The organism is Exiguobacterium sp. SH3S1, assembly GCF_004337105.1.
Taxonomy (GTDB): Bacteria; Bacillota; Bacilli; order Exiguobacteriales; family Exiguobacteriaceae; genus Exiguobacterium; species Exiguobacterium aurantiacum_A.
The window spans coordinates 1-557 of sequence record NZ_SJUW01000032.1; the positions used below are offsets into that span (position 1 = coordinate 1).

Here is a 557-nt window from a genome sequence, read left to right on the forward strand (position 1 = left end):
GGATCTCGCCGTCGAAGATTCGGTGCTGTGTGAAGCGGATGAACCCGACCTTCGGGAGCCGGACCCGGTCCCCCTCGATGCGGATCGTGCCGTGCTGGTTGTTCGTCGTGTAGGAGGCGCGCGCCTTCCGTCTCGACTTGAACACCGGGAAGCCGGCCGTCCCGGCGAAGAACTTCGCGAACGCCGCGTCGAGGTGAAGCTTCGCATTCGCGAGCGCGAGGCTGTCCGCCTCGGCGAGGAACGGGAACAGGGGCTTGTACGAGGCGGGCACAGCCGATCGTCCTGACCAGGAAATCGGCCTGTTCCGCCGTCGGGTGGAGCCTGTATTTGTAGCCCTTCAGCATGTCTCCCCCTCCTCTCGGCCGATGATCGTGATGAACGCCTTCCTCATCCGATACCCGCGACGGGGGAAGGGAAATCTGACGGAATCACGAACTTATGTTCGTCATATCTGTCACAGGGGTGGCCAAGAGGTTTATGTACGGGCGATTCATCTCCCACCTACGCTGGGCCTCGCCCCAGACGCTTAGAGGTGGGAGAATTCTCGCTTAATTATG

General features: G+C 61.4%; 2 pseudogenes. Both read right to left on the reverse strand.

Annotated elements, in window-relative coordinates:
- Positions 1–271: pseudogene (locus tag EVJ26_RS14245) on the reverse strand (RNA-guided endonuclease TnpB family protein); the annotation flags it as partial.
- A 25-nt stretch (positions 272–296) separates the two neighbouring features.
- Positions 297–344 (reverse strand): annotated as a pseudogene (locus EVJ26_RS14530) (helix-turn-helix domain-containing protein); the annotation flags it as partial.
- Positions 345–557: the final 213 nt, after the last annotated feature.